Genomic DNA, 22,129 nt, shown 5'->3' with positions numbered 1-22,129 from the left:
AACACAAAGGTAGCCACTTTGACATGGGTCAAAAGCGCATCGTGCAGACACCTTTTGTCACATCTTACCAGCTTGCCGCCTGAGCCATGCAATAAAAGTTTTTGCCGCCGGACGCAGAGGGAAATCACCAGTAACAAGGTGATATCCGCTGTTTTCGGGCTCGCGAAACAGTTCGATGATTTGGCCCGACGTGATTTCTGCTTCGACAAAATGCCGCGCCGTGACGGTTACGCCCTGCCCCGCGCGCAACCCTTCCAAAAGCAGATTGCCGGGCAATGAGATTCGCCCTGCGTTTGGCCCGTGCCCGACACCACGTCGGGCCAGCCAGTTGGTTGCCTCGGTGGTGCCGAACTCTTCAAGCCAAGGCAGTTCGCTGAGCTCGTCTGGCGTCCACGACGTTTTTTCCCCCACCAGATTGTGGGCCGCGACGATCACCATAGGGCTTTGCAGCAACATTTCTGTACGGACACCGGGCCATGTGCCTGCACCATAGCGGATGGCCACATCGACACCGCCGGGATCTAGGCTGACCAGTGCAGGTGACGGATCAAGCGCCAATTGGATATCCGGGTGTTCGGCCTGAAATGCTGGCAGGCGGGGCATCAGCCATGACGCGGCAAATGACGACGTCAAAGAAACATGAACCGGACGATCCTGTTTGGATTGGGTCAGTTCGACCAAGGCATCGCCAATCGCACCGAACCCAAGATGCACGGCGCGCGCCAACCTTTCACCTTCAGGCGTCAAGGTCATGGATTTGCCGGACCGATCCAACAGCGCAACTCCAAGAAATTTCTCAAGCACGCGCAATTGCTGGCTGATGGCAGCGTGGCTGACATTCAGTGAGTTGCCCGCTTCCACAACATTCCGTGTCGCCGCAAAAGCGGAAAAAGCTCTGAGCGATGCGAGCGGCGGCATTTCCATCCAGTTCACATGTAAGCCCTGATTACATACAGAAATGCTAATTGAGTCGCATTTTGCAGTCTGAAAATCAATCCTGATGACAGAAGAACCAAAACTCAGGAGATGTCAGATGCTCTCAATTCTTGCAAAGTCATTCATGATCGCCACCCAGACACATGAGCTGGATGAACCAAAATCATCGGATCGGCCTGACAGACAAAAGCAACGCTGGTTGCCGGAAAGTCATTGGTGGAAGCAACACAAACGTGCCAGTTTTTCGCAATGCAAATAGCAAACCGAAGCCCGCGTCTGGACCGCCTCGCTGGTGATTTGTAAGGTAGAGAGGCAGCACCGGCTGTTCAGGAAACGCGCGAACAGATGGAACAGCCGGTGCCTCAACCTTCGGACGGCGAACCGTCCGAAGGTATTCTTTTGAGGTTACTGACCGCCACCCAACTGGTGGACATAGGCGGTGACAGCGCGGATTTGCGCTTCGGTCAGGCGGTTTTCCCACGGCGGCATCACGCCAAAGCGGCTATACTGTACCGTTTCGGTCAAAGCCTCTTCGCTGCCACCATAAAGCCAGATCGCATCCGTAAGGTTCGGTGCACCTTGAGTGACGTCACCCTTGCCGTCTTCGCCATGGCAAACCGAGCAGTTGTCCTCAAAGACAACCTTGCCTGCCTGTGCCGCCGCGTCGTCGGTCTGCGCATTGGTCAGCGACATGACGTACTGTACGACCTGAGTGATCTCCTCTTTCTCGAGGATTTCGCCAAAGGCTGGCATTTCGGAATAACGTGCATCGTCGCTTTCTTCATTCCGAATACCATAGGCAATGGTGGTCTCGATATCTTCCAGCGAACCGCCCCAGAGCCATGCGTCGTCCAGCAGGTTCGGGAAGCCCGGCGCACCCTGCGCGCCCGAACCGTGGCACTGCGCGCACCATGTCCGGAATACCGCGCCGCCCGCATTGACCGCATATTGCTGCAGCTCCGGATCTTTCGAGACATCTTCAAGCGAGGTTTCAACCAGTTTGGCGTTCCACGGCGCATTGGCCTCTTCGAAGGAAACGATCTCTTCCTGCACCAATTCTCGTGAAGACCAGCCAAGGACGCCCGCAGTTGCGGATTGAACAAGCGGCCAGGCCGGATACATGATCGTGTAGATCACACCCCAGATGATCGTGACGTAAAAGGTCCACAGCCACCAACGTGGCATCGGATTGTCGAATTCCTCGATGCCGTCCCAGCTGTGGCCCGTGGTATTCGGATCGCCCGGCTGTTTTTCAGGTATCTTGCTCATTGCCGCGCCTCCTTGGATGTGGCGGGTTTGTCGCCCCCACGGGGCGCAGCTGTTTCATCACCCTTGAGGGGCGCAGGGGCATCTTCGTGCCGGAACGGGATGTTGGCGGTGTCCTTGTATTCTTTGCTGGCTCCGGGACGGAAAACCCAGATCACGATGCCAACAAAGAAGACAAACAGTACCAACAGCATCCAGCTATCCGCGAATTGCCTCAGGATTGTGTATTCTTCCATCACACCCTCCTTTAGCGGCTCGGATCCGGGGTGAAGGTCGAGAAATCGACCAGCGTTCCCAGCATCTGCAGATAAGCTACCAACGCATCAGCCTCGGTCAGCTCGGGCTGACCGTCGAAGTTACGAATGCTGACCTTGTCACCGTACCGTTCCAGCAAACCGTCATAGTCGCTGTCCGGGTCGGCCTGCGCTCGGAAATCCGCCTGTGCATTTGCCAGCATCTCTTCCGTATAGGGCGTGCCCACGACAGCATTTGCCGCCATGACGTCACCGATATACTTGCCGTCGATCTTGCGATGCTCGAGGAAGCCGTACTTCGGCATCACCGATTCCGGAACCACCGACTGCGGGTCACGCAAGTGATCAACATGCCACTGGTCGGAATAGCGGCCACCTACACGCGCCAGGTCAGGACCGGTACGCTTGGACCCCCATTGGAACGGATGGTCATACATCGATTCAGCTGCCAGCGAGTAGTGGCCATAGCGTTCGACCTCGTCCCGCATCGGGCGGATCATCTGGCTGTGGCAGGTATAGCAGCCTTCGCGGATGTAGATGTCACGGCCCGCCATTTCGAGAGGGGTGTAAGGGCGCATGCCCTCCACCTTCTCGATGGTGTTCTCAAGATAGAACAGCGGGGTGATCTGCACGATGCCACCGATGGTCACGACCAAAAAGCTGAAGATCAGCAGGAGGGTCGCGTTGGTCTCGAGGATCTTATGTTTGTCGAGAATTGCCATTGCTCCGGCCCTCCTATTCAGCCGGGACCGCGACGGTCAGGCTGGCCTCTTTGGCCGGCGCTTTCCGCACAGTCATCCACAGGTTGTAGCACATGATCAACGCACCCGCGACGAACATCACGCCACCCAAAGCACGCACCACATACATCGGGAATTTGGCAGCCACGGTGTCAGCGAACGAGTTCACCAGGAAGCCGTTTGCATCCACTTCACGCCACATCAGGCCTTCCATGATACCGGTCACCCACATCGACGCGGCGTAGAGCACGATGCCGATAGTGGCGAGCCAGAAGTGCCAGCTGACCATCTGCAGCGAATACAGACGCTCACGTTTCCACAGGACCGGCACCAGGAAGTACAGCGCACCAAAGGTGATCATGCCGTTCCAGCCCAGCGCGCCCGAGTGCACGTGACCAATGGTCCAGTCGGTGTAGTGGCTGAGGCTGTTGACCGCGCGGATCGACATCATTGGCCCCTCGAACGTGGACATGCCGTAGAAGCCGACCGAGATCACCATCATCCGGATCACCGGGTCAGTACGCAGCTTGTCCCACGCGCCCGACAGGGTCATCAGACCGTTGATCATACCACCCCAGGACGGCATCCACAGGATGATCGAGAACACCATGCCCAGCGTCGACGCCCAATCCGGCAACGCGGTATAATGCAGGTGGTGCGGACCGGCCCAGATATACAGGAAGATCAGCGCCCAGAAGTGGATGATTGACAGCTTGTAGCTGAATACCGGACGCTCGGCCTGTTTCGGGATGAAGTAATACATCATGCCCAGGAAGCCCGCGGTCAAGAAGAAGCCCACGGCGTTGTGGCCGTACCACCACTGGATCATGGCATCCTGTACGCCCGACCAGACGATGACTGACTTCGAACCCCAAACGCTGACCGGGATGGTCATGTTGTTAACCAAGTGCAGCATGGCAACGGTCACGATGAACGCCAGATAGAACCAGTTCGCCACGTAGATGTGGGGCTCTTTCCGCCGGACGATCGTACCCAGGAATACGGCCAGATAGGCCACCCAGACGATGGTCAGCCACAGGTCAACGTACCATTCGGGTTCCGCGTATTCCTTGGACTGCGTTCCACCCAGCACATAGCCGGTTGCTGCCAGAACGATGAACAGCTGATAGCCCCAGAACACGAACCACGCCAGATTGCCGCCCCATAGGCGCGCAGCGCTTGTGCGCTGGACCACATAGAAAGACGTCGCGATCAGCGCGTTACCACCAAAGGCAAAAATCACAGCCGAGGTGTGCAACGGACGCAAACGGCCAAAGTTCAGATAGCCTTGTGCCCACTCGAAGTTCAGCACCGGAAAGGCCAACTGAAAGGCGATAAAGGTCCCCGCAAGGAACCCGACCACCCCCCAGAAGGCAGTTGCGATCACGCCATAGCGGATCACGTCATCCATGTACTCGGCCGAACGGTCGACGAGGATATCTGGCTCATCCGTATTTCTCAGCGTCCAGATGAACAATCCACCGGCGATCAGCATCACCAGAATTGCATGCACCTGATACGCCAAATCGCGTGCGTAATTGGTTCCGATCGCCGCGAATATCGCGATCAGACCAAGCACGATCAGCTTGATGTAATTTGACATATTGCGTCCCTTTGCCATGCCCCGCGCGATTCTTATTTGTCGCGGAACCCTTTTGACTGGCCGTTGTTTTGTCGGACAGCGGCCAACCTCGCTTTGATCTGTATCAAGACAATAGCCCGAAATCTGTGACAATCCTAAGCCTTAGACTGAGTTGCATGGCCGCATGCCACTTAGCCCTGAAGACAAGAGGTCAAAATGGCGTACAAATCTCTTCTCACAGTCGTAACGGACTCGGGACAATCACAATCAGCCTTGGCGCAAATGGTTGCGCTGGCAAATGCACAGGATGCGCATGCTGAAGCGCTATGCCTTGGCGTCGATCGCAGCCAAGCGGGCTATTATTACGCAGGTGCAAATGCTCTGGTCCTGCAAGAAACGCTGAGCCGGGCCAACGCAGACGCCGACGAACTGCTGACGCAAACTCAGGATTACATGGGTAAATCCGGTATTCGCTGGTCTGCTGAAAGCGGGGTCGCTCAGATCGCTGATATTGGTCGCCACGTGGCGCATCGTGCCCGGTTCTCGGATCTGGTTGTCCTGCCTAAACCTTATGGCAAAGACCGCAGCGCCGAGGCTGAACCAATTGTCGAAGCCGCCATGTTCGAGGGTCACGCGCCAATTCTGGTCACACCCGACAATGCAGCGCCCTTTGAGCGCCCCGGTACTGTGCTGATCGGGTGGAATGAAAGTGTCGAAGCCATGCGCGCCATCCGATGCGCCCTGCCTTTCCTGACGCAAGCCGATCTGGTCCGGATTGTCGTCATCGACCCGCCGCGCCACGGCCCCGACCGTTCTGACCCCGGTGGGCTGCTGTCTCAGATGCTGGCCCGGCACGGGACCAAGTGTGAGATCGACGTACTCAGCAAAACCATGACCCGTGTGTCAGACATCCTGAACAGGCACGCCGCCGACAGCGAAGCGGACATGATCGTCATGGGCGCTTACGGCCACTCAAGGTTCCGCGAAGCCATCCTGGGCGGGGCAACCCGAAACATGTTGGAACAAGCTTCGGTACCAGTGTTTCTGGCACACTGACTGTAAGTGTTTCCGATTAGGGGGGCCATCCGTTCGAACGGATGGCCTAAACGCGTTTTATGAGACCAATCACAAACAACAGTATGACCGCGCCGATGGTTGCGAAGAGTATTGACGAAAACACGCCGCCGCCAACCGAAAAGCCCAGCGCCGGGAAAATCAGACCTGCAAGAAAGGCGCCCACGATCCCTACTATTATGTTTCCGATCAGGCCGAACCCGAGGCCTTCCATAATTTTTCCCGAAAGCCACCCGGCAATCGCACCGATGACCAGCATTGCCAAAATGCTACTGAATTCCATGCCTTACTCCTGCGTGGTTCATTCACGTATTCAGTAAATCACGGCTGCAGGCAGCAGGATAGGCTTAAATCAGAAAGCCGCCATCGGAGTCGTCGCCGGCCTCGTCCATCAGGCGCCGCATGTCGGGGATTGTCACGTGGCGTTTGCCTTCCAACTCGATGACCCCCTCTTTCTTCAGGGCCGAAATCTGGCGACTTACGGTTTCAAGGGTCAATCCCAGATAATCTGCCATAGCCTCGCGTGTCAGCGGCAGGTCAAAGACAATCGGGCCAGGTTTTGCTTTTGGCACAATCGAAGCGTCGCGCCGTGCAATAATCGACAGCAGGCTTGCAATCTTTTCACGCGCAGTCTTGCGCCCCAGCACCAGCATCCACTCGCGCGCGGCATCCAGTTCATCCAGCGTCATCTGAAGCAGCCGGTGCGCAATATGGGGCGTGTCGTTCATCAGTTGTTCGAATGGCTTCTTGCGAAAACAGCACATGACCAGATCAGTTGTGGCCTGCACATCATAAGGCGCAGAATCACGGCCCGGCCGACCGACGAAATCGCTGGGCAGCAACAGGCCAACCATCTGGGTTCGCCCATCTTCCATCGTCTGGGTCAACGAGGCGATTCCCGACACGACAGAGCCCACAAAGTTCATCTGATCGCCCGACCAGATGACTGTCTGACCCGCTTCGAAGCTACGGTAATACTTAATGCCTTCAAGCTCTTCCAACTCATCAGCATCACAATGCGCACAGACGGCGCGATGCCGAATGGGGCATTCGGAACAATTGGTATGATCAATCTGTGCTTTTAGCATCGTTCGCGCTTTCACTTGATCTCAGTCAAGGTTTCGTAGACGGCCGTGCCTTAACGGTATCGCTATGATAGTGAAACCGCAATTATCAAAGCTTGGACTATTTGACGCGAAAGTCCCGCGTTACACAAGCTATCCCACCGCCCCGCATTTCAGCAACGATGTGGGGCCAAGTCTTTTTGGCGACTGGATTTCCGGGATCAAGCCGGGCAGTTCTGTGTCGCTGTACGTCCACGTCCCGTTCTGTCGCAGACTGTGCTGGTTCTGCGCCTGCCGGACGCAAGGCACCCAAACCGACAACCCGGTGATCGCCTATGTAGATGTCCTCAAGGCCGAGTTGGACCTGCTGGCCGCTCACCTACCTGCGGGAGTAACCCTTTCGCGCCTGCATTGGGGCGGTGGTACACCCACCCTGCTGAACCCCGATCTGATTCGCGATCTGGCCGCCCGGATTCTTGAAATTGTCCCGCTGGGGCCGGATGCAGAGTTCTCGGTCGAAATCGACCCGAATGAGATTGACGAGGGTCGGCTCGATGCATTGGCCGAGGCCGGCATGAACCGTGCGTCTATCGGCGTGCAGGATTTCGACGACGAAATCCAGAAAACCATCGGACGCATCCAAAGTTACGACACCACCCGCAACGCCATCGAAATGATCCGTGCGCGCGGTATCGCCAGCCTGAATGCCGATATTCTGTATGGTCTGCCGCACCAGACCAAGACACGGATGACTGAAAGCGTGCAGAAATTGCTGTCGCTCAACCCAGACCGGGTGGCGTTGTACGGCTATGCGCATGTGCCGTGGATGGCAAAGCGGCAGCAGCTGATCCCAACGGATGCCCTGCCCACACCTGAAGACCGCCTGGATCTGTTCGATACGGCCCGGCGCCTGTTCCTGTGGGACAAGTACGCCGAAATCGGCATTGACCACTTTGCCACGCAGGATGACGGGCTGACGCACGCACTGAACGCGGGAAGGTTAAAACGCAACTTTCAGGGCTACACCGACGATCAGTCCGACGTTCTGATTGGAATTGGTGCAAGCTCGATCTCACGATTCCCGCAAGGATACGCCCAGAACGCACCCGCGACGTCAGCACATACCAAAGCGATCCGCGAGGGCGGGTTCTCAATATCCCGTGGGCACTTGTTCAAAGGCCAAGACGTCTTGCGCGCCCGATTGATCGAAGCGTTGATGTGCGATTTCCGTATAGATACTGCCGAAATTCTGCGCGACCACGACATCACGGCCGCGGAATTGCAGGGGATGTACCAGACCGCAAACGCAACCTTCGATGGGTTGCTAAGCATCTCTGAAGACGGCCTGTTCATCCCGCCCGAGGCACGCGCGCTGACCCGAATGGTCGCCCGCACTTTTGACGCCTATGATCTGAGCAAGGCGGGACACAGCTCGGCGATCTGATACCGACGCAGGACAGGACTTGACGCGGAGGGTGGGTTTTCCCCACACTTGTAAGGCGGGTGGAAATCCGCCCCGTGCCTGAGGCAGGCAGAGTACCAGACAGTATGTGCCGACGCGTTCGCGCTCGACCGCCTTTTTCGTGCAGCCGTTCTGCAACTTGAAAGAGGGACTGCATTCATGCGCGTTTTTTCTGTCCTCGGCCCCAGCCACTCGGGCAAAACAACACTGGTCGAGGCCATCAGCCGCCTTGATGGCCGGCCAACCACATTCGACGTTTCCGGAACCGTGCATTTGCACGGTTTTTCTTACTTGGACGAACCCTGGTGTGCCATCGACGTGAATGGTGGCAGCGACACCATGGCTTATGTCGGCCCTGCCATGGCTATCTCGGATGCTGCTGTCGTTGTCGTACCGCCCGACCCGGACGCCGCCGTGCTTTGCGCCCCTTATCTGCGGCTGGTCGAAGAGGCGGGTATTCCCTGCTTTCTGTTCATCAATCGCATGGACACCCCAAACGGACGTATCCGCGATATCATCGCCGCTCTGCAAACCTACTGCACACACCACATCGCATTGCGGCAGGTTCCAATCCGCGATGGCGAGGCGATCATCGGCGCGGTCGACCTGATCTCGGAGCGGGCATGGAAGTATCAGGAAGGGCAACCCTCGGCCCTGATCGAACTTCCGCAGTCCGTCGAAGACCGGGAACAGGAAGCCCGAACCGAATTGCTGGAGACGCTTTCCGATTTCGATGATCATCTGCTAGAACAACTGATCGAGGACAAACAGCCGCCCAGCGCAGAAATCTATGATCTGGCCGCACAGGTTCTGCAAAACCACCAGTTGATACCGGCCTGCCTGGGGTCTGCCAGCCACGGCAACGGGCTGACCCGTTTGATGAAAGCGCTTCGTCACGAAGCTCCAGAATTCAATATCGCCGCCGGGCGGGACGAAGCAGCCGAAGACGTGCGCGCAATTGCCGGGTTCGCGGATGTCAAAAAGCACATCGGAAAAATCATCGTGCTGCGTGGTCTGGGCAAAGGTGTCAAAGCGCATGAAGCCCTGGGCGGGGAAACGGTTGGCAACCTGACGACGCTGGATGCCAAAACCCAGATTTCGGAATTGGAAGCTGGTCAAATCGGGCTAGCCGTGAAATCCGACCACCTCAACCCTGGCAACCTGTACGACAGCACCGGAACCACACCGTTACCGGAATGGGCCGAGGCCCATCCGGCCGCCCATCGGCAAATTGTGTCGCCGGCACATGAACGCGACGATGTACGCCTGTCCAACGCGTTATCCCGACTGGTCGAGATCGACCCCGGACTGCACCTGCAGCACGATGAACTGAGCGGCCATGCGGTTCTGGGATCGCAAGGGCCTCAGCATATGCGCCGGGTCAGCGCCAAGCTGGCTGAAGACTTCGGTATCGAGATTGAGACCCAGACGGTTGAGACGGCCTATCGCGAGACCATCCGCGCACCGATCGAACATCGTCATCGCCACCGCAAACAATCCGGCGGCGCAGGACAATTTGCCGATGTGGTGATCTCGATCGCACCGACCCCACGTGGGGCCGGGTTCGAATTCGAAGAGATCGTCAAAGGGGGCGCTGTGCCCAGAAACTATATCCCATCGGTCGAACACGGGGCCAAGGATGCGCTGGTTCAAGGGCCTGAAGGGTTCCCGGTTGTGGATGTCAAAGTCACGCTCAGCGACGGCAAGCATCACAACGTCGACAGTTCTGACTATGCGTTCCGCACTGCGGGCAAGAACGCGGTTCGAGAGGCTTTGCCGCAGGCGAAACCGGTGGTCCTGCAACCCATCCTGAACGCCGAAATCCACTTGCCCTCGGATTTCGTGGGCGACCTGGTGCCTACAATCAGTTCGCTGCAGGGTCAGGTTCTGGGCTTTGAAGGCAATCCCAACGCGTCTGGATGGGAGATTTTCAATGCCCAACTGCCTGCTGTGGCCGAAGACGAGTTACACCGTACCCTCGCCAGCGCGACACGCGGCACCGGGTGGGTAAAACTGCAATTCGATCATTACGAAGAGCTTCGCGGCCCGGTTCCAAAATCCGCGGCGCGTGAAACAGCGAATGCCTGAAAGCCCCGGGCGGGCTGGTTTCAGCCCGCCGCCGCTATCAGTTCGCGGGTATAGTCTGTCTGGGCGTTTTCAAAAAGGTCTTCGGCCGCGCCCATTTCGATGACGTCACCGTTTCGCATGACAATCACATTGTGGGACATCGCACGCACGACTTTCAGATCGTGGCTGATAAATAGGTAGGCCAGTCCATACTTACGCTGCAAATCGCGCAACAGGTCGACGATCTGAACCTGCACAGTCATGTCCAGGGCGCTGGTCGGTTCATCCAGAACCAGCAATTTGGGCCTGAGGACCATGGCTCGTGCAATGGCAATACGCTGACGCTGCCCGCCCGAGAATTCGTGCGGATAGCGGTCCATCGCAGCCGGGTCCAAGCCCACTTCGGTCATTACTTCGGTCACCAGCTCCCGTGGCGAGCGGTGCGGGTCGACCTTGTGGATCGCCAGCCCCTCGGCAATGATCTGCTGGCAGGTCATCCGCGGGCTGAGGCTGCCGAACGGGTCCTGAAACACAATCTGCATGTCCTTGCGCAAACGCCGCAACTCGCGCGTGGACCAGCGGCGCACGTCCTGATCTCGGAAGGTTATCGCACCTTCGGACGCAATCAATCGCATGATCGCCAACGCCAGCGTTGTCTTGCCCGACCCGCTTTCGCCCACAATCCCTAAGGTTTCACCGGCGCGCACGCTGAGCGTGGCATCATTCACTGCCTTCACATAGCCAACGGTACGTTTCAGGAACCCGCGCTGGATCGGGAACCAGACCTTCAGATGATCGGTGCGCGCCACTTCTTCGGCGTCGGGAGCCACAGGATCGGGATGACCGGATGGTTCCGCCGCCAGCAGCTTGCGCGTATAAGGGTGCTGGGGGTTGTCGAATATCTCCTGGGTCGCGCCAGTCTCGACAATCTCGCCATCCTTCATCACGCAGACCCGATCGGCGATACGGCGCACGATCCCAAGGTCGTGGGTGATGAAAAGCATCCCCATATTCTCAGATTTCTGAAGCTCGGCCAGCAGTTCGAGGATCTGCGCCTGAATGGTTACATCCAGGGCCGTTGTCGGCTCATCCGCGATCAGGATATCGGGTTTGTTGGCAAGTGCCAGGGCGATCATGACGCGCTGGCGTTGGCCACCTGACAATTGATGCGGATAGCTGTCCAGGCGCTCCTCGGGATCGCGAATGCCAACCTTGGTCAGCAGTTCGACGATCCGGGCCCGTGCTGCATCACCTGTCAGACCCTGGTGCAGGGCCAGTGACTCGGCCATTTGTTTCTGGATCGTGTGCAGGGGGTTGAGCGAGGTCATCGGCTCCTGAAAGATGAAGCTGATATCGTTGCCGCGCACATCCATCAGGCGCTGGTCAGACGCGCCGATCATCTCTTGCCCTTCATAGGTGACCGAACCTTCGACAATTGCACTGTCACCCAGCAAAGACACTGTCGACAGCGCAGTGACTGATTTGCCGGATCCGGATTCGCCCACCAGCGCAACCGTTTCACCCCGATCCACAGTAAAGGACACGCCCTTGACTGCTGCGCTCACCTGCCCGTCCTGACGGAACGAGACCTTGAGGTTGTTCACATCCAGCAGGCTCATGAAAAGGTCTTTCTGGGATCAAATGCATCGCGCACGCCTTCGAAGATGAAGACCAGTAGCGACAGCATGATGGCAAAGGTGAAAAAGGCGGTGAATGCCAGCCAGGGTGCCTGAAGGTTCTGTTTAGCCTGCAAAGTCAACTCACCCAAAGACGGGGCGGAAGACGGCAGGCCGAAGCCCAGAAAATCCAGTGAGGCCAGGCCGCCGATGGTGCCCGTCACGATAAAGGGCATGAAGGTCAGCGTTGCGACCATCGCGTTGGGCAGCATGTGGCGGAACATGATTGTCATATTGCCCACACCCAGTGCCCGCGCAGCGCGCACATATTCCAGATTTCTCGCCCGCAGGAACTCGGCGCGCACAACTCCCACAAGCCCGGTCCAGCTGAACAGGATCATCAGCGCGACAAGCAGCCAGAAACTTCGACCCAGAATGGCGAACATGATGATGATGACGTAAAGCGAAGGCGTCGCTGACCAGATTTCGATGATCCGTTGGAAGATCAGGTCCAGCCAGCCGCCAAAAAATCCTTGAATAGCCCCGGCAAAAATTCCCACAAGACTGGCCACACCCGTGACCATAAGCGTGAACAAAATCGACAGTCGGAAGCCATAAATTACACGGGCCAACACGTCGCGCTTGGTGTCATCCGTGCCCAGCAGGTTTTGCCCGTTGGGTGGCAGCGGCGCTGCACCGGGGCGATCAACGCTGGTGTTGAAGGAATACGGGATCAACGGCCAGACGGCCCAGCCACGCTCGTACCCCTCTGCCTGGAATGTACCGGCCTTGATTTCGTCGATAATCCCCTCGGGATCGTCAAAACAGTCTTCGATGCCACCGCTGTCGATCAAACACTGAACCTCGGGGTCGCGATAGATCGCCTCGGTCTGGAAATCGCCGCCGAATTCGGTTTCCGCGTAGAAATTGAAGATCGGCGTATAAAACTCACCGCGGTATTTAACGAGGATTGGTTTGTCGTTGGCGATGAACTCGGCGAACAGAGAAAGGCCGAAAAGGACGGAAAAGACCATCAGCGACCAGAATGCACGCCCGTTACGACGAAAATTGCGCCAGCGGCGCTGGTTGAGTGGGGAAAGTGCCATTTACCCCTCCCGCTTTTCGAAATCGATGCGCGGGTCGACCAGCACATACATCAGGTCACTGATGATGCCGACAACCAACCCCATCAAGCCAAATATGAAAAGTGTGCCGAAAATCACTGGATAGTCGCGTGCAACGGCTGCCTCAAAACCCAGACGGCCCAGACCGTCAAGCGAGAAGATCGTTTCGATGATGATCGACCCCCCGAAGAAGACGCCGATGAAAACCGCAGGAAATCCGGCGATTACGATCAGCATCGCGTTGCGGAAAACATGGCCGTACAGAACCTGACTTTCGCTCAAACCCTTGGCGCGGGCGGTCATGACATATTGTTTTTTGATCTCGTCCAGGAACGAGTTCTTGGTCAGCAGAGTCAGCGTCGCAAAGGCCGAAATCGTCAGCGCGATAATCGGCAGGGCAATGTGCCAGAAGTAATCAACGACTTTGCCAAACAGGCTGAGGCTGTCCCAGTTGTCCGAGGTCAGCCCCCGGAGCGGGAATATCTGCCAATAAGATCCCCCAGCAAACAGAACCAACAGCAGGATCGCAAACAAGAAGCCGGGAATAGCATAGGCTACGATGATCGCGCCACTGGTCCAGGTATCAAACTGTGACCCGTCCTTAATCGCCTTGCGAATACCCAGCGGGATCGACACCAGATACGCGATCAGCGTGGACCACAGTCCCAGCGAGATCGACACCGGCATCTTCTCCAGCACCAGATCGGTTACGCTGATCGACCGAAAATAGCTCTCACCGAAATCCAGTGTCAGGTAATTGCCCATCATGTTGAGGAACCGCTCAACCGGAGGTTTGTCGAACCCGAATTCCTTTTCCAGCTCTTCGATAAACTCGGGCGGAAGGCCACGCGCACCGATGTAGCGATTATTCGTGCCGCCGGTTTGCTGCTCGATGTCACTGCCGCCGCCAGCGATTCCTTCGAACACATCACCGCCACCTTCCAACTGGGCGATGATCTGTTCAATCGGTCCGCCAGGAACGAACTGAACCAGCGTGAAGTTGACGATCATAATCCCAAGCAGGGTTGGGATGACCAGCAACAGTCGTCTAAGAATATATGCTCCCATGGGGGCGGATTACCTCAAGGCGCCGGAGGATTTCAACTCGGCTTCTTTCTCTTCGTTGATCCACCAGAGGTCTTCAACACCCAATGCATAAGGCGGCAGATTTTCCGGATATTCATACATGTCCCAGTAGGCAACCCAGTGCTTGCCCAGATACCAAGTGGGAACCATGATCCGCTTGGCGCGCAGGACGCGGTCCAGCGCCCGAACGTTGGCGAACAGCTCTTCGCTGTCTTCGGCGGATGCGATGTTGTCGATCAGCGGTTCGATGTCCGGACCATGCACACCCGACGGGTTGAAGACCGAGTATGAGGCCGCTTCGGTTCCGAATTGCTGATACAACCCTGTCGACGGCTGCAACGACCGCGGGTACCCGCCAACAATCATGTCGAAATCGCGGTCCCGGCGGCGCAAGGTGAACTGGGCGTTGTCCACCCGATTGTAACTTGCATCAATCCCCATTGCCCGCAAATTGGCGACGAAAGGTTGAATGAGCCTGTCCAGCGTTGGCTGGTCAGACAGAAATGCAATGGACAGCACCTCGCCCTTGTCGTTTCGGCGAATGCCGTCATCCCCAACAAGCCAGCCAGCTTCGTCCAGCAGTTTCATCGCCTTGCGCAAGTTGCCACGGTCATTTTGGCGGGCGGCCCGGGATTCATGCGCCGAGACGGGTTCCTCGGTCAGGATGGCAGGGTCCAGCGCGTCGCCCAGTTCTTGCAACACCTCAAGCTCGCGCCCTTCGGGCAGGCCGGTCGCCTCAAGATGCGTTCCTTCCCAGAACGAACTACGCTGCTGGAATAACCCATATTGCAGGCTCTCATTCGTCCATTCGAAGTTATACGCCAGCTGAATAGCTTCGCGAACACGGGGGTCCTGAAACTTTGGCCGGTCAAGGTTCATGATGAAGCCCGACGCCGACGGTACATTTCCGTCTGCCAGTTCAGCCCGAACGACAGAGCCATTCGCAATTGCCGGGAAATCATAGGCCGTTGCCCAGCTTTTTGAGTTGTTTTCCTGTCGAAGCGTAAATGTGCCTGCCTTGAACCCCTCCATCGCAGCGATGGAATCGGCGAAATACTCAACGCGGATGGTGTCAAAGTTGTTGCGGCCCACATTGACGTTGACGTCGTTGCCCCAATAATCGGGGTTGCGGTTGTACACGATGCGCCGGTTGATGTCATAATCATCCAGAACATACGGTCCCGAGCCAATACCCGGATCCAGCCGCGACTTGTCCAACCGGCGGTTTTCAGGGTCTTCCTCGAACCATTTCTTTGAGAAAATCGAAGTGGCCCCAACTTGGGAAATCCGGCCTCGGCGAGGGAAGTCCGGCGAGAAGTAGAACTTTACACGATGGGTATCCAGCGCCTCGGCCTTGGGGATCCGTTGGCGAATTGCGTCGGCATAAGATTTCAGCCCTTGGTCCAGCAGCAGATTATGGGAAAACACCACATCCTCGGCCGTCACCGGTGTGCCGTCGGAAAACCGCGCCTCGGGGCGGATATTGAAGATCACCCACTCATAACTTTCGGGGTATTCGAGACTTTCGGCGAGCAGTCCATAATAGGCAGCTGGTTCGTCATAGGATGGAATCAGCAGGCTTTCGTAGTGATCTGCCGACCGCGCACCAGCCCGGCCCTGCCTGGTATAGGGATTAAAGCTGTCGAACGTGCCTTGCGCCGCATAGGAGAGCTCTCCACCACGTGGCGCATCCGGATTCACATAGTCGAAATGCGCAAAGCCGTCCGGATACTTCAAATCACCGAATTCCGAGAACCCGTGTGATTTGATGATCTTTTCCTCAGCAAAAAGTTGAGTTGCAGCGGCTGCACAGAGCAATGCCCCCAAAGCCAGAATGTGAACTAAGCGTCCGAAATCCCTTGTTCGCGTTAAAGCGGTAACTCGATTGGATTTCATGTGGTTCATCCCCTGCTCGTTGACGTCTTTAATATTGTTTGCGCCAGCTAAAAGACCAGCACTGCCAGTTTCAAGTTTAGAGTGCGTGAACACTTTGTGAAGATTTACTTAGACAAAAAATAAAGCCGCTGCACGGGGCAGCGGCTTTTGAATGCGTCAAAACTGAGCGAAAGATCAGTTGATGGTCTGCAGATAGGCAATCAGGTCGGCCCGTTCCTGCGGTTTTTTCAGACCCGCAAAGCTCATCGATGTACCTGAGATATAGGCACTGGGGCGGGTCAGGAACGCATCCAGCGCTTCGGGTGTCCAATTGCCGCCATGGGCTTGCATCGAAGCTGAGTAGCCAGTGAAACCTTTGGCTGAAGCAACCGGGCGATCCACGATTGCAAACAGGTAGGGGCCAGTGCCGTTGGCGCCGTCTTCCAGCTTGTGGCAGGCAGTACACTTACGGAAAACCCGCGCGCCCTTATCTGGGTCTGCGGCGGCCAGCATATCTTCGAACACCACTTCTTCGCCGTCAGCGCTTTCACCGGAGCTTTCGGTTTCGATAATATACGAGGCCGTCTCACCATGCCCATCCGCATGGTAAAGCACTTCGGCACCCCATTTGGCCAAAAGCAGCACCAGGAAGGTGCCAAACAGGCCTGCTGCGGCCTTGGTAACTGTCATCGTGTCGAACATTGATCGCGAGTCCATTTCAGCTGTCTGCGGGGTGTCTAAGGCTTCCCCTTACAAGAGGCAAGGTATAGACACCGCGACTAAACGCCCAATTATCGAACTTGTTGCACGGAATCGACCAAATGACCAAACGTATTGCATTTCAGGGAGAACCCGGCGCCTACAGCCACGAGGCCTGCCGTAATGCCCGCCCCGATATGGAGGCCCTGCCCTGCCGGACTTTCGAAGATGTGATCGAATCGGTGCGCGCAGGTGAGGCTGAATTGGCAATGCTGCCGGTCGAAAACACCACGTATGGCCGGGTCGCCGATATCCACCGTTTGCTTCCCCACAGCGGGCTGCACATCATCGAAGAAGCGTTCGTGCGCGTTCACATCAACCTTCTTGCCGTTCCAGGGGCCAAAATTGAGGATGTCACCGAGGCACACTCGCACCTGGTTCTGCTACCGCAATGCGCCGGGTTTTTGAAAGAACACAACATCAAGGGACGTGTCAGCCCCGACAACGCGCGTGCGGCCCGCGAGGTCTCGGAACAAGGCGAGGTGCATTCAGCAGCATTGGCCAGCGAGTTGGCCGGCGAAATCTACGGCTTGAACGTACTGGCCCGACACATTGAAGACCGCGACAACAACACCACGCGCTTTCTGGTGATGTCACAGCAGGCCGACATGTCACGCCGCGGAGAACACGGCATGATCACCAGTTTTGTTTTTCAGGTGCGCAACATTCCGGCTGCGCTTTACAAGGCGATGGGTGGGTTTGCGACCAACGGCATCAACATGACCAAGCTGGAAAGCTACATGGTCGATGGCTCGTTCACTGCGACCCAGTTTTATGCCGATATCGTGGGCCACCCGGACGACCGGAACGTACAGTTGGCGATGGAAGAACTGGAACACTTCACCACGAATGTCGAGATTTTGGGCGTCTACCCAGCGGCTCAACCGCGCGGCTGAAGCGACCCCGGCTCAAGTCACGGTGAAGCTTTTGCACAGAGCAACCTCGTGCCGCCGGTAATCCACAAATCCCATCGCCGAATAATAGGCCAGTCCTTCGGCGTTTGTGGCCGAAATGGTTGCATCAATGGCCGGTAGGCCACTCTGCCGTGCCTCCAAGAGCGTTGCACGAAACAGGGCGCGCCCGACACCGCGCCGGGCGGCAGACGGGCGAATATGCGTTCCAATGACGCCCCATCCGACCGGAGCACCATATGGGTTGTTATCGACCGCCCATTTCAGTGATTGAAACCCCAGGATCTGTTCCCCTTGAACAGCGACTGAACATCTGATCCGGTCGGGGTCGGCCACGTAATGCTCGCGAGCAAAATCAACGTCGCAGCGCTTATTACGCTTTCCGGCCGCTGCGATGTCCTGCAGTACCTCTGAGATACCTTGGGCATCCGTCAACACCGCCTCACGAACACTAAAGCTATCCATCTCGTTCTCACCAAGGCATTGGGTAATCAGCCACCATGAATGTGGCGTTGTTCCAATTCCCGTGCGAACTCGGTCAGGCGCAACTGAAATTGTCGGCGAAACCGGGATTGCCCAAGCCGGAGCGATTGTAACAGCAGCCGCGCAGGCAGGGATTTGGCTGACAGGGACATATCAACACTAAGACGCGTGCGACGCTGCGACAGGGCCAAAAGCTCGATCGTGGTGATGCCGTTCATCCCCTTGCTTGCCGCTTCGAACCGCATCAGCGAAGGCGGGTCGCATTCGGCCATCTGCACGGAAATCTGACGTGGCTTTCCGCGCAACCTGAATTCTGTTTCCCAACTGGTGCCCGGAACAACGCCCAATTCGCCCGAAATCCGCCGAACCTCGATCCCACGCCGCATTGCGATCCGTTCGAATCGGTCAAAGTCGGCCACCATTTCGAACACCGAGTTGATGGGAGCTTCGATATCTTCGCGCACTGTAAACTGCATTGTGGTTCGGGGTTCTCTCGCTTTTCAGAACAGTATTTTGTCAGTCCAACGTATCCGCAAGCCAGTTCTGCAAAAGAAAATGCGCAATCGCTCCCTTGCGGGCTGGCAGCAAAACGGGGTGTTCGCCGGCAAAGGCCTGCATCATCTCGGATTTGGTAACCCACATCGCATCTTCGATTTCGACTGGATCGATGGTGATGGCGCGCGACAGCGCCTCACCGGCGCAGCCGAACATCAACGAGGCCGGAAACGGCCAGGGCTGGCTGGACAGATAACGGACCTCACCCACGGGCACCCCGGCTTCTTCCATCACTTCGCGTCGGACTGCAGCCTCAAGCGTTTCACCCGGCTCAACAAACCCTGCCAACAGCGAATACATCCCTTCTGGCCAGCCCGGCGAACGCCCCATCAGAACTGAATCGCCATGGGTAATCAACATGATGACGACCGGATCGGTACGTGGAAAATGCTGTCCACCACAGGACGGACAACTGCGCTGCCACCCCGCCTGCGCAAGTTCACTGGCTGCGCCGCACCGGGCGCAAAACCGATGCGTTTCGTGCCATGCAGTCACCGCCTTGGCCGAGGCCGCCAGTTCGGCGTCACGCGTCGACAAACGGGTCATGATCCGACGCAGTTCGGCAAAGACATGGCCGTGGGGCAAGTCCGGGTGCTGTTGCTCTGACTTATCAATAAAGCCTCCGACACCGGACACGTCCAACCCATCAGCCGTCCAGTCCGAAATATCAAAGGCAAACACAGGCGCGTTGTCTGACAGCCCCAGGAATACAGGCTGCTCGACAGAACCTCCTGGCCCGGTTTCGACCAGCTTATGTGACATCGCGATCAGCCCCAACTGATCCAGCGCCCCACCCTGAACCAAAACCTTACCGCGCCACAACAGCAGGCATTTTGCATCGGGATGCGTTCGCGCCCGCGCGACCGCATCAGCATCTCCACGAATATGCGCCGCACGATCCAGCCCCGAGCTACCAAACGTCACATATTCCGCGTTTTTCATAAGTTATCCTTAGGCTTGCTCCGCATAGGGCTGCCATGTCGGTCAATCAGTTGCAACGGTGTTTCACCCCCAAAATCACAGGTCGCCATCGAATGAACACAGCTAAGCCTTGCAATTCACTGTGATTAATCTTTTTGTTGAAAATGACTAAGACAAAACTGCCAAAAGTAGAAATTTGAAACCTTCCCCTTCTCTGCCATCGCAGACCGTGCAGATCCGAATACTGGCCACCACGGATCTTCATATGAACTTGAGGGGTTTTGATTACTATTCTGACACCCCTGAACCCACAATCGGCCTGACTCGAACCGCCAGCCTGATCCGTGAAGCCCGAACTGAGGCGCAGGCGGAAGGCTCAACCGTGCTGCTTTTTGACAACGGCGATTCGCTGCAGGGAACTCCGGTTGGGGACCTGGCCGCCGAGCAGGCTGATAAGCCGCATGCGCTGATGCAGGCCTTTGGCGCGTTAGAGTATGATGCGATCGGGTTGGGCAATCATGATTTCGGGTTCGGTCAAGATATACTGGACCGCATCCTTTCGCAGGCCCCCTGTCCGGTGGTTTGCAGCAATGTTCATCGCCCGGGTGCCAACGAGGTCTGGCAGGATCAGGCAGTTCTAACCCGCCGGGTTGAGGTCGCGGGGCACCAAGCCTCGCTAACCGTCGGCGTCTTCTCGGTCGTTCCGCCGCAGACCCGGAATTGGGAATCTCATCGGCTGGGTAATGACGTCCGGATAGACGACATTCTGACCTGCGCGCGCATTAAAGTGTCAGAGCTTCGATCCCACGGCTGCGACGTGATCATCGCGCTTGCCCATACGGGGCTGGGGTCCGTCGACCCCGCGCCCGATCTTGAAAACGCGATAATCCCCCTTGCCGCGATTGAAGGCATTGACGCCATCATCGCCGGGCACACGCATCTGACCTTGCCGGGGAAGTCACACGCTGGGCTGGAACACGTCGATGCCACTGGCGGTATGGTGCATGGCACACCTGTTGTCATGCCGGGATCTGCCGGATCTCATCTTGGCGTGATTGATCTGACGCTGTTTGCCTCGGCAGAAAAGGGCTGGTCGGTCGCGGCTCATCGCACTGAACTGCGCCCGGTCTCAGGTGCTGAACCTTCGGCCGAAGACACGCTGTTGGTGGCGCTATTTTCGGATGTGCATTCCGCAACACGAAAACGGGCCGACGAACCGATTGGGCATACGGATCAGCACCTGCACAGCTATTTCAGCTTTTGCGCCAAGGATCGAGGGCTTGCGATGGTGGCCGCAGCACAGGCTTCGGCCGTGCGCCAGATCCTGAAGGGCACACCCCATGAAGCGACACCATTGCTGTCTGCCGTAGCGCCTTCGAAATTCGGCGGTCGCGCCGGGCCTCGCTTTTACTCGGACATTCCTGCGGGCGTAATGCGCATGCGCCACGTGGCCGATCTGAACATCTTTCCAAACGAACTTCGTTCGGTCGCGGTGTCAGGAGAGCACATCAGAGATTGGCTTGAAATGTCTGCGGGCGTTTTCAATCAGGTGAAACCCGGCGCGCAAACTGAATTGGTCAATCCTGATCGAGCCGGACACAATTTCGATGTTCTGTTCGGGCTAAGCTACGTGATCGACCTCAGCGTACCGCCTCGGTTCGATGCGGAAGGGCGACTGGTAAATCCGGCATACCGGCGCATCTCAGATCTTCGTTTCCAGGGCCACGCAGTGACGGCCGAACACCGCTTTGTCGTTGCACTGAACAATTACCGCGCCAGCGGCGGTGGACATTTTCCGTTCATACAAGACGCCGAAGTCATCAACGTTCCAGCCTTGCCGATCCAACACGCGTTGAAGGGCTACCTGACCGGTGCAATGCCCACAGAATCGCTGGAACAAGGTCCCTGCCCATTCCGTTTTGCGCCCATGCCAGGGTCCACTGTCCTGTTGAAGACCGGTCCAAAGGCACAGCGTCATCTCGCGGACATCGCAGAGTTCAGCCCAAAGCTGGCTGGCACGGATGCCGAGGGGTTTTTGCACATACAACTGTCACTGTGACGGGTTGTCATCTCTGCGTGTCTTCCCTATATCAAAATTCGAGAGGTTGGCGCGGGCGAGCGCCTCGCCAACCTGGTCAGGTCCGGAAGGAAGCAGCCACAACGAGCCCCGCTTGGGTCGATGTCCAACCTCTCACTTACTTGAACCGCTAGCCGCAGGAGGGCTTTTATGATTGTAGCAAAAACCCTTCAGGCAAAGCGTTTCTGAGGCCGACCCTCACACCTGCCTGAACACATTACCGCTGGATGCGCGACCGCCATCCAGACGGATTGCTGTACCTGAACACAGGCAGAAC

General features: G+C 57.1%; 20 protein-coding genes and 1 other RNA gene. 6 read left to right on the top strand and 15 right to left on the bottom strand.

Translation table 11 applies throughout. The features are described 5' to 3' along the window. Positions 1-57 precede the first annotated feature (57 nt). The 5 genes from AC2FFP_RS15560 to ccoN all read right to left on the bottom strand — a co-directional run bounded on the left by AC2FFP_RS15560 (position 58) and on the right by ccoN (position 4,799). Complete coding sequence (locus tag AC2FFP_RS15560; RefSeq protein WP_496739445.1) at positions 58-933, bottom strand: LysR family transcriptional regulator; 876 nt, start codon at positions 931-933, stop codon at positions 58-60. 408 nt (positions 934-1,341) lie between these two features. Then, the gene (ccoP, locus tag AC2FFP_RS15555; RefSeq protein ID WP_496844631.1) at positions 1,342-2,205 is read right to left on the bottom strand and encodes a cytochrome-c oxidase, cbb3-type subunit III; all 864 of its coding nucleotides are present in this window, start codon (positions 2,203-2,205) and stop codon (positions 1,342-1,344) included. Further along, complete coding sequence (locus AC2FFP_RS15550) at positions 2,202-2,438, bottom strand: cbb3-type cytochrome oxidase subunit 3 (RefSeq protein ID WP_472724514.1); 237 nt, start codon at positions 2,436-2,438, stop codon at positions 2,202-2,204. The genes ccoP and AC2FFP_RS15550 overlap by 4 nt, the downstream gene beginning before the upstream one ends. Before the next feature lie 11 nt (positions 2,439-2,449). Then, positions 2,450-3,178 carry a cytochrome-c oxidase, cbb3-type subunit II gene (gene ccoO / locus AC2FFP_RS15545; RefSeq protein ID WP_058272496.1) on the bottom strand — a complete coding sequence of 243 codons (729 nt, stop codon included), beginning with the start codon at positions 3,176-3,178 and terminating at the stop codon, positions 2,450-2,452. Positions 3,179-3,191: 13 nt separating this feature from the next. Then, positions 3,192-4,799: a cytochrome-c oxidase, cbb3-type subunit I gene (gene ccoN / locus AC2FFP_RS15540; RefSeq protein WP_472724515.1), complete on the bottom strand. Its 1,608-nt coding sequence runs from the start codon at positions 4,797-4,799 to the stop codon at positions 3,192-3,194. 195 nt (positions 4,800-4,994) lie between these two features. Here ccoN and AC2FFP_RS15535 point away from each other — a divergent pair, with 195 nt between their 5' ends. Beyond that, positions 4,995-5,834, top strand: a complete 840-nt coding sequence (locus AC2FFP_RS15535; protein WP_496768447.1) for a universal stress protein — start codon at positions 4,995-4,997, stop codon at positions 5,832-5,834. A 46-nt stretch (positions 5,835-5,880) separates the two neighbouring features. Here AC2FFP_RS15535 and AC2FFP_RS15530 read toward each other — a convergent pair whose 3' ends face one another. Beyond that, complete coding sequence (locus AC2FFP_RS15530) at positions 5,881-6,135, bottom strand: GlsB/YeaQ/YmgE family stress response membrane protein (protein WP_496768449.1); 255 nt, start codon at positions 6,133-6,135, stop codon at positions 5,881-5,883. A 64-nt stretch (positions 6,136-6,199) separates the two neighbouring features. Next, positions 6,200-6,940: a transcriptional regulator FnrL gene (fnrL, locus tag AC2FFP_RS15525; RefSeq protein ID WP_496739441.1), complete on the bottom strand. Its 741-nt coding sequence runs from the start codon at positions 6,938-6,940 to the stop codon at positions 6,200-6,202. 64 nt (positions 6,941-7,004) lie between these two features. On the opposite strand from fnrL, the gene hemN reads away from it, so the two are divergent. Together hemN and AC2FFP_RS15515 are read left to right on the top strand one after the other, a co-directional pair. Beyond that, a complete protein-coding gene (gene hemN, locus AC2FFP_RS15520; RefSeq protein WP_496768451.1) occupies positions 7,005-8,360 on the top strand; it encodes an oxygen-independent coproporphyrinogen III oxidase in 1,356 nt (451 codons plus the stop codon). A gap of 177 nt (positions 8,361-8,537) precedes the next feature. Further along, positions 8,538-10,466 carry an elongation factor G gene (locus AC2FFP_RS15515; protein ID WP_496768453.1) on the top strand — a complete coding sequence of 643 codons (1,929 nt, stop codon included), beginning with the start codon at positions 8,538-8,540 and terminating at the stop codon, positions 10,464-10,466. A 20-nt stretch (positions 10,467-10,486) separates the two neighbouring features. On the opposite strand, the gene AC2FFP_RS15510 is transcribed toward AC2FFP_RS15515, so the two are convergent. The 5 genes from AC2FFP_RS15510 to AC2FFP_RS15490 form a co-directional block, all read right to left on the bottom strand. Then, positions 10,487-12,064 carry an ABC transporter ATP-binding protein gene (locus AC2FFP_RS15510; protein WP_496768455.1) on the bottom strand — a complete coding sequence of 526 codons (1,578 nt, stop codon included), beginning with the start codon at positions 12,062-12,064 and terminating at the stop codon, positions 10,487-10,489. Next, the gene (locus AC2FFP_RS15505) at positions 12,061-13,167 is read right to left on the bottom strand and encodes an ABC transporter permease (RefSeq protein WP_108861177.1); all 1,107 of its coding nucleotides are present in this window, start codon (positions 13,165-13,167) and stop codon (positions 12,061-12,063) included. Before AC2FFP_RS15505 ends, AC2FFP_RS15510 begins: the two co-directional genes overlap by 4 nt. Further along, the gene (locus AC2FFP_RS15500; RefSeq protein WP_496881226.1) at positions 13,168-14,253 is read right to left on the bottom strand and encodes a microcin C ABC transporter permease YejB; all 1,086 of its coding nucleotides are present in this window, start codon (positions 14,251-14,253) and stop codon (positions 13,168-13,170) included. 9 nt (positions 14,254-14,262) lie between these two features. Next, positions 14,263-16,167: an extracellular solute-binding protein gene (locus tag AC2FFP_RS15495; RefSeq protein ID WP_496768458.1), complete on the bottom strand. Its 1,905-nt coding sequence runs from the start codon at positions 16,165-16,167 to the stop codon at positions 14,263-14,265. 174 nt (positions 16,168-16,341) lie between these two features. Beyond that, complete coding sequence (locus AC2FFP_RS15490) at positions 16,342-16,848, bottom strand: c-type cytochrome (protein WP_058272647.1); 507 nt, start codon at positions 16,846-16,848, stop codon at positions 16,342-16,344. A gap of 119 nt (positions 16,849-16,967) precedes the next feature. Between AC2FFP_RS15490 and AC2FFP_RS15485 the strand changes: the two genes are divergently transcribed. Further along, on the top strand, positions 16,968-17,801 hold the full coding sequence (locus AC2FFP_RS15485) for a prephenate dehydratase (protein WP_058279807.1): 834 nt from the start codon (positions 16,968-16,970) through the stop codon (positions 17,799-17,801). 12 nt (positions 17,802-17,813) lie between these two features. On the opposite strand, the gene AC2FFP_RS15480 is transcribed toward AC2FFP_RS15485, so the two are convergent. Genes AC2FFP_RS15480 through nudC form a run of 3 tightly spaced genes read right to left on the bottom strand, consistent with a single transcriptional unit; the run spans position 17,814 to position 19,796 of the window. After that, on the bottom strand, positions 17,814-18,281 hold the full coding sequence (locus tag AC2FFP_RS15480; protein WP_496768460.1) for a GNAT family N-acetyltransferase: 468 nt from the start codon (positions 18,279-18,281) through the stop codon (positions 17,814-17,816). A 26-nt stretch (positions 18,282-18,307) separates the two neighbouring features. Next, on the bottom strand, positions 18,308-18,775 hold the full coding sequence (locus AC2FFP_RS15475; RefSeq protein WP_496726619.1) for an SRPBCC family protein: 468 nt from the start codon (positions 18,773-18,775) through the stop codon (positions 18,308-18,310). Between the two features lie 40 nt (positions 18,776-18,815). After that, positions 18,816-19,796 carry an NAD(+) diphosphatase gene (gene nudC, locus AC2FFP_RS15470; RefSeq protein WP_496768462.1) on the bottom strand — a complete coding sequence of 327 codons (981 nt, stop codon included), beginning with the start codon at positions 19,794-19,796 and terminating at the stop codon, positions 18,816-18,818. 208 nt (positions 19,797-20,004) lie between these two features. On the opposite strand from nudC, the gene AC2FFP_RS15465 reads away from it, so the two are divergent. Together AC2FFP_RS15465 and ffs are read left to right on the top strand one after the other, a co-directional pair. Beyond that, the gene (locus tag AC2FFP_RS15465; protein ID WP_496768464.1) at positions 20,005-21,834 is read left to right on the top strand and encodes a bifunctional 2',3'-cyclic-nucleotide 2'-phosphodiesterase/3'-nucleotidase; all 1,830 of its coding nucleotides are present in this window, start codon (positions 20,005-20,007) and stop codon (positions 21,832-21,834) included. 39 nt (positions 21,835-21,873) lie between these two features. Then, positions 21,874-21,972, top strand: an RNA gene (ffs, locus tag AC2FFP_RS15460) — signal recognition particle sRNA small type. The last annotated feature ends 157 nt before the right edge of the window (positions 21,973-22,129 follow it).

This window comes from Ruegeria sp. YTSC004, assembly GCF_059609805.1.
The sequence above is the reverse complement of the archived record's forward strand: the minus strand, read 5'-3'. Positions and strand labels throughout refer to the sequence as shown.